The sequence below is a fragment of the bacterium genome, assembly GCA_023135785.1.
Classification (GTDB): Bacteria; CAIJMQ01; CAIJMQ01; order CAIJMQ01; family CAIJMQ01; genus CAZNJA01.
In genome coordinates this window covers 1-7,595 of the sequence record JAGLSL010000043.1, presented here as the reverse complement: position 1 = coordinate 7,595, position 7,595 = coordinate 1, and the positions used below count along the sequence as shown (strand labels likewise).

Here is a 7,595-nt window from a genome sequence, read left to right as displayed (position 1 = left end):
CTCTATAGCTTTTTTATACATCTGGATAGCTTTATCGTAGTCTTTTAAGTTATTGTATAGACTGGCAGTTGTACTGTAGACATGGGCTTTGTCCGGCTTCTCTTTTAGGTACTCTTCGGCTGTTTTTATTGCGTCTTCACTTCTGCCAGCATTCTGGTAAGCATGCATTAGAGAAGATAGATAGTTCTGCTTATCCTCCGGGAATTTAGCAATTAACTCTTCATATAGTTCTATTGCCTTATCATACTGCTTTGAATTCTGATAGGCGGAAGCTAACTGGCTCAGAATATTTCTATCGTCTGGTTCAATCTCTAAAGCTTTGCTATACAGTTCTATGCATTTCTCATATTGCCTATCTCCTGAATAAATCTCAGCTAACTGTTTTAGAAGCTGGATGTTTTCCGGCTCTTCTTTTAGTTTTGCCTCATACTTTTTTACGAGCTCATCTATCTTGCCCATCTTACGGTAGAGTTCGCTTATCTGTCGATTGGCATCTTGCTGAACCCAGCCCCTCTTTGATGTAGTCTTGGCTTCTTCATAAGCTCCTTCTGCTTCCTCATATTTTTTCTGCTGAGCGTATATCCGACCTATCTGCATCAAGTGCCGGGCTTGATTGTCTGCATTCTCTTCCAACTCTATAGCTTTTTTATACATCTGGATAGCTTTATCGTAGTCTTTTAAGTTATTGTATAGACTGGCAGTTGTACTGTAGACATGGGCTTTGTCCGGCTTCTCTTTTAGGTACTCTTCGGCTGTTTTTATTGCGTCTTCATTCCTGTCTGCTCTTTGGTAAGCCCACATTAGAGAAGATAGATAGTTCTGCTTATCCTCTGGGAATTTAGCAATTAACTCTTCATATAGTTCTATTGCCTTATCATACTGCTTTGAATTCTGATAGGCGGAAGCTAACCCGAAATATGCTGCTCTGGCATTCGGTTTGAGAATAATAGCCTTTTTATACTCTTGGATTGCCTTAGGAAGTTCTCTTTTTTGGTAATGAAAAAGTTTAGCTAGGGTATAATGCAGATTAGGGTCATTTGGGTTTTTAGAGAGTGTAGAGTTTACTTCCTCTTCGCTGTAGTTGCTAAAACAAGTTAAAGTGTTTTCTTCTTCCAGTTTGAATAAATCCTCGCTTAAGTCCGGATTAATTTGGATATTAGTAATTGATAAACTACCATAAGTCCCTTCTATCCTTAAAGGGAAATCGTATTCTCCTATTTTTTTATACTCTTTTACCTTGAGTATCTGAGTTGAACCGTGTCCATAACTATATTCTACTTTCTCTAGTTTTAACTCTTCAGTATCAAAATAAAATCTGTGCTTCCAATTTGAGCCACTTCTTGTTTGAGGAGTTGCCTTAAAGGACATTTCTAAAACTAAATAATCCTCATTTTTAATTGATTCTTTCTTAACAGTGACATCACCCCAGTTTTTTAGCGTGTTCTTATCGAGTAATGGCAACAAGAACCAACTACTAGAGAAATGATACATTCCGATGCCATCGGTTATTTCACCCATACTCGTGTTATAGCTTAAGGACTTCTCAGGGATAATAAGATAATCAAGCTGATAATCATTATGGGAATATTCCATCTGCAGTCTGAAAAAGCCGCCCTGTTTGTAATAACAATTAGTCGTATAAAATAATGGTTTGCTTTCTATTTCCCAGCTTAGTGATTTGATATCTGCTGTTTTGGCATGTAGTCGGTCTAATAGCTTCTCCGCTTCAGGAGAGATTTCGGAGGCGAGGGAAATGCCGGAGCTGAAAAGTATAAATAGAAATACTAATTTTAACTTGACAAGAAAAGCTTTCATTATTCTCCTCCATGGGTTAAAAAGCTATTCTATTAAGTAGACGTTGTCCTTTCGGTAATGACTGAGGACATTTGTTATAGTTATGGATATACGGGAATAGTTTTAAGCCCTTCTGTTTCGTCCCAGCCATACATTAGATTCATGTTCTGGACTGCCTGGCCCGATGCGCCTTTGATGAGGTTATCTATTGCTGTAACTACGATTGCCAAATCGTCTTTGACAGTAACCGATATTTGACAGTTATTTGTTCCCCTTACCAATTTTACCTGCGGATTTTCTCCTTCGCCAAGTAATTGGACGAAAGGTTCGTTTTTATAAGCTTCCTGATATTTTGCCCATATTTTATTTCTGTCAGCTGGCTTATTAAGTTTTATATACATAGTAGTAAGTATGCCTCTTGCTACAGGGACAAGATGAGGAACAAAAGTCACTTTTATACCTGAACTCGTAATTTTTGAAAGTTGTTCTGCCATTTCCGGCTGGTGTCTGTGAGAGGCTATTTTATACGCTTTTAAATTTCCTTCTATTTCGGGAAGTATCAAAGATAGGTTAGCGTTTCTTCCTGCGCCGGATACTCCCGATAAAGAATTTACTAATACTTCATTAACGAGCCCCATTTTTACCAACGGATAAGCGCCGAGTATTACGGATGTGGGATAACAACCTGGATTTGCAATAAGCTTTGCTTTCTTAACTTGTTCTCTGTAAAGTTCCGGTAGACCGTATACTTTTTCTTTTAGTAACTCAGAATGAGTGTGTTTTAATCCATACCATTTTTCATATATATCTGCGCTGTCAAATCTGTAATCAGCCGACAGGTCTATAACTTTGAGCCCTTTTTCTAAAAACTCAGGGACAAGTTTTAAAGCTACAGTATGAGGAACTGCAAGAAAGACTAAATCAACTTTATCGGCTACTTGTTCCACATTCTCAAAAATCTCGCACTGTATATCCATTATACCTTTGAAATGCGGAAAGATTTCAGAAAAAGGCTGGCTCTTATCAATCTTTGCCGTAAGAGAAGTAATCTCTACTTGCGAATGATTGAGTAAAATTCTAACCAGCTCCGCACCGGTATAACCCGTTGCTCCGACTATTCCTATTTTTATCATAATGCCGATATATTAGAACTTATGCAGATTTTTTTCAATTACTTCAAAGTTTTTTCTTGTAGCGCCTTGATTGGATGTTGCCGTATTATATGCGTTCTTGCCTAATTTTTTTCTTTTTTCAGGAGAAGATAATAATTCAATAAATTCCTTTTTTAATTGCTCCTGGTTTTTCACCTGTATCAAACCCTCGCCTTTCTTGAGTAATTCCACCATCTCTTTCTGTTTGAAAGTATACGGGCCTGTAATAATAGGTTTGGACAAGAAAGCCGGTTCAAGAAGATTGTGTCCGCCAATGGGAACAATACTCCCGCCTACAAAAACAATATCTGCTACCGAATAAATTTTTGACAGTTCCCCGATAACATCTATAAGGATTATTTTTTCTTTTACTTTGGAAGAATTCATCTTGGTTCTTCTTATATGCGAATATCCCTTTTCTTTGATTAAATTTTCTATTTCGGGCATTCTTTCGGGATGTCTTGGGACTAAAATTAAAATTGCTTCGGGCAATTTTTGAGTTATTTCCTTAAAGGACTCAAGAATTGCTTCTTCTTCTTTTGGATGAGTGCTTCCCGCTACTATGACGGGGGTTCTGCCGGTTATGTCCCAATTCTTTATCTGTTCTGTCATATTCGCAATGGCTAAGTCGAATTTTGTATTTCCCGTAACGGTTATTTTTTCCGGACTGACCCCCAAGTAAATTAATTTATTTTTGTCTTCTTCTGTCTGCATACAGAATGCGGAAACATTGCTTAAAATTTGTTTTAGAAGCGGGCGGATTTTTTTATATCTTGTAAAAGAAGTTTCAGAGATTTTTCCATTATTTAAGACAAGGGGAATATTAAAATATTTTGAGTATCTTAATAGGTTAGGCCAAAGCTCGGTTTCGGCGAGAACTATGACCGAAGGATTAATTTTTCTTAACGCTTTTTTTATTGCGAAAGGAAAATCAAAAGGGAAATAAAATATACAGTAGGGTTTTTCTTGTAATTTATACGCCATTTCTCTTCCTGTTCTGGTGATTGTGGAGAGCGCTACTTTATAATCAGGCAGTTCCTTGTTAATGAGAGAAATTAACGGTTTAGAAGCTATTACCTCGCCTACGGAAACTGCATGAATCCAAATGATTTTCTTATTTTGATTCTGGGCTTGCCCTATACCAAAACCAGTTCGGTTTAGGGTATAAATCCCAAATCTCTCCTTAAATCCTCCGTTTTTCCATAAAACTCTTATGATGTAAAACGGAAAGGCAAGAAATAATAATAAATTGTATAGAAAGTAAGTCATGTTTAATATAAATTCCTAATTTCTAATAAAATGTCTAATGTAGTGGCAAAGCTTGCTTTGCTTTTTTTGTTTGCAGAGTAAACTCTGCCACTACAAATAACAATAAACCGCGCCGATAAATCGGCAACTACATGTTTTGCTCTACTCTACTTAAATTACTAATGAAATGTCTAATATCCATTTCCAGAAAATATCTACCGATATTCTATCATTTTGGAAATTAGTAATTGCCCGCCTGCCAAATCTTGTCGGGCAGGGATATTAGAAATTTTTTTTATCCTATCTTTATCGGATTTGGCATGAAGGTTAATGTAAAGATAATAAGTGCTATTAAAGCTAATATCTTTTCCTGTTTGCCTATTGGCGATAGTTCGTTCATAGCGCCAGGGTTGCCTCCGCGAGAAAGAAACAAGCCGAGTAGTCCCCATATAAGCCATCCGGGCCAAACAGAATAGCCTCTAAATCCTAAAAATCCTATCGCGCACATAAGTCCGCATGTAAATAAAGATAAACGTTGATGATTTTTGCTTCCCAATATCGCTCTTGCTATATGTCCCCCGTCTAGTTGTCCTACGGGAATTAAATTTAAGAAAGTTATGAATAGTCCTACCCAGCCTGCAAAAGCAAGCGGATGCAGGTAAAGACTTGAACCTTCCGGGACTTTTAATATTATACTCTGTAAAAATCTCAAAAGTATTGATTCACCAAATTGAATGCTTTCTCCTGATAGGGCAGGGGTTGCAATAAATGAAAGTTTAAGACCTATAGCAAGCACGATTATGCTGAAGAAAATTCCCGTAATAGGACCTGCTATACCGAGGCGAATCTGTGAATTTCTATCTGGCATAGGCGAACGGATTTTTATAATCGCTCCCAATGTCCCCAGAGGAAGAATAAACGGAGGCACAGGGATGAAGTATGGCCCATTAGCAGGAACATTGTTTTTGATTGATATGATTTTGTGCCCTAATTCGTGACTTCCTAAAATTAACAGAAGCCCTATGGAGAAAGATAAAGCTCCAACCCAGATGTTTTTCAGATATCCTGCTTCAACCAAACCGTAAGAAAAATAGTATCCCGCCATAGTTGTGGTAAGAAAAGTCAGAAAAAAAAGAAAGATAAGGAGGTTATTTTTTACGGGTTTTATTTGCTGGATTTTGGCCAATATGCAAATATTTTTTTCTTTTTCTTTTCTTAAAAAAGGATAAACATTTTCGGTTTCAAAATCTTTTCTGACGGCGTCGAAATCGTTAAGTAGATGGCTAAATTCAAAACAGAATTGCCCTTTTCGGAATATAAATTTAACGTTTGCAAAATGCTTATTTATTGCAAAAGAAAGCTTGTCTGTTTGTATGTCAAAATCTTTTATGTTTTCGCGATGCTTTATTTCAGGCTCCATTCTTCATATGCCCCTTCGTCTATTTCGCTTAAGAATGAAGAAGGACTGTTTTGAGACCAAGGCGAATTGCTTCTCATGGAAACGACAGGATAGGTAAGATAAAGTTGGTCTTTGGCTCTTGTCAAAGCGACATAAAAGAGCCTTTTTTCTTCTTCTCTTTCTTCTGCATTTTGCGCTTTATAAGAGGGGAAATATCCTTCTACCAGCGACATGATAAAAACCACTTTCCACTCCAAACCCTTTGATTGATGAACCGTCGAAAGTATCAGGCCTTTTTCTTCGGCTTTTAACTCGAACATGTCCTCGGCTCTTATTCCTCCCATTAAAGCTAGTTCCGACACGAATGATGCGCAGGATGAATATGTTTTTGCAAATCGCGCAAGTTGTTGAATGTCTTCCAACCTTCTACTCCAATCAGTGTAAGTTGTTTCCAGATATGAGGTATAAATGTCTTTTAATATAGTTTGTATTAGTGAAGACGGTTCCGTGTGCATTTTTTCGTTGTCGAGTTTCTTGAGTAATTTAATGAAATGGTTAAAGCTGTTTTCCGCGATTTTGGGTATTCCTATCTTTGTAGCGGTTAGGTCAAACGGGTGTGAGCTATTGGCCATCTGATTGTATATTTTACCTGCCGTTACTTCGCCGATTTTGGGTATGTGTTTTAGTAATCGCATCCAGGGAATTTGGTCTTTTTTATTTTCTATAATTCTCATGTATGAAAGAATATCTTTTACGTGCGCCTGTTCGAAAAATCTTAAACCCGATCTTGTCCAGAAAGGCATCCCTCTTTTTGTAAGTTCCATTTGAAGTTCCATCGAGTGAAAGTGTGCCCTGTAAAGGACGGCGATATCTGATAAGCGTATACCTTTTTCGTATAATTCAAATATTCTCTGCGCGATGAAAGAAGCTTGCTGGTAAACATCTATGGTAGAGACTACGATTGGATTTACCCCTTCTTTTCTTTGTGGGATAAGTCCTTTTTTAAATTTGTGACGGGCGGATGAAATTACACAATTTGCGAAATTTAAAATATGCGGTGTAGAACGATAATTTATATCTATCGTGAACACTTTTGCATCGGTATATTTTTTGGGAAATTCGAGGATGTTATCGTATCTTGCTCCCCTGAAAGAATAAATGGATTGGAAATCATCTCCAACTACCATCAAATTGCGCCAGCGTGCAGCCAAGATATCAAGGATTTCGGATTGCAGAAGATTTGTATCCTGGTATTCATCTACAAGAATATATCTAAAAGAGTTAGAATAAAATTCTCTTATATTTTCGTTTTCGCTCAAAAGAATAAGGAATTTATTAAGTAAGTCGTCAAAATCAAGCGCGTTTATATTTTTTTTCTTTTTCTCGTATTTCGAGAAAATTCTTTGAATGTCTTGAGTAAGTTCATCCAGATGGGGATATTTTTTGTCTATTACTAATTTTATATGTTCCCGAGTATTTATTGAAAGACCCAGAATATCTTGAAGTACTCTGGCCTTGGGGAATAATTTGCCGGTTTGTTGGGATGTTGCTTCCTGTTTACATATATTTATGAGGTCTTGAGAATCTGCGTTATCCAAAATTGTATAATCGGATTTGAATCCTATTTTGGGAGCGTGTTTTCTCAAAATTAAATTGCTTATATGGTGGAAAGTCCCTCCCCATAATTTGGAAATATCGTTACTGATTAAGCCTGAAGCGCGTTGTAACATTTCTTTTGAGGCTTTTTGCGTAAAGGTGACAAGAAGAATATTTTCTGCGGGGATACCTTTTTCCATAAGATAGGCGACTCTGGAAGTAACGACCCTTGTTTTTCCGCTACCTGCGCCCGCAATTACCATGCATGGACCATCTTCGGCGGTAACTGCTTGGAGCTGTTGCGGGTTTAGGTCTTTGAGATACTCTCCGCTTGGCGTAACCCCTTTGGGGGATTTAAGGATATATTCGGACATAATATAATAATAACCAAGATACAAGAAACAATA

5 protein-coding genes are annotated in these 7,595 nt (G+C 37.2%); all 5 read right to left on the bottom strand.

What is annotated here, in order from left to right:
- Nucleotides 1–1,815, bottom strand: a 1,815-nt coding sequence (locus KAS42_03790) for a tetratricopeptide repeat protein (GenBank protein MCK4905347.1), incomplete at its 3' end; no start/stop codon positions are given.
- An 80-nt stretch (nucleotides 1,816–1,895) separates the two neighbouring features.
- Nucleotides 1,896–2,927, bottom strand: a complete 1,032-nt coding sequence (locus KAS42_03785) for an N-acetyl-gamma-glutamyl-phosphate reductase (GenBank protein ID MCK4905346.1) — start codon at nucleotides 2,925–2,927, stop codon at nucleotides 1,896–1,898.
- A 12-nt stretch (nucleotides 2,928–2,939) separates the two neighbouring features.
- The gene (locus KAS42_03780; GenBank protein ID MCK4905345.1) at nucleotides 2,940–4,214 is read right to left on the bottom strand and encodes a 3-deoxy-D-manno-octulosonic acid transferase; all 1,275 of its coding nucleotides are present in this window, start codon (nucleotides 4,212–4,214) and stop codon (nucleotides 2,940–2,942) included.
- A gap of 274 nt (nucleotides 4,215–4,488) precedes the next feature.
- Nucleotides 4,489–5,613 carry a site-2 protease family protein gene (locus KAS42_03775; protein ID MCK4905344.1) on the bottom strand — a complete coding sequence of 375 codons (1,125 nt, stop codon included), beginning with the start codon at nucleotides 5,611–5,613 and terminating at the stop codon, nucleotides 4,489–4,491.
- Nucleotides 5,598–7,595: ATP-dependent helicase (locus tag KAS42_03770; GenBank protein ID MCK4905343.1), on the bottom strand; the 1,998-nt coding region annotated here is incomplete at its 5' end. The genes KAS42_03770 and KAS42_03775, both read right to left, overlap by 16 nt.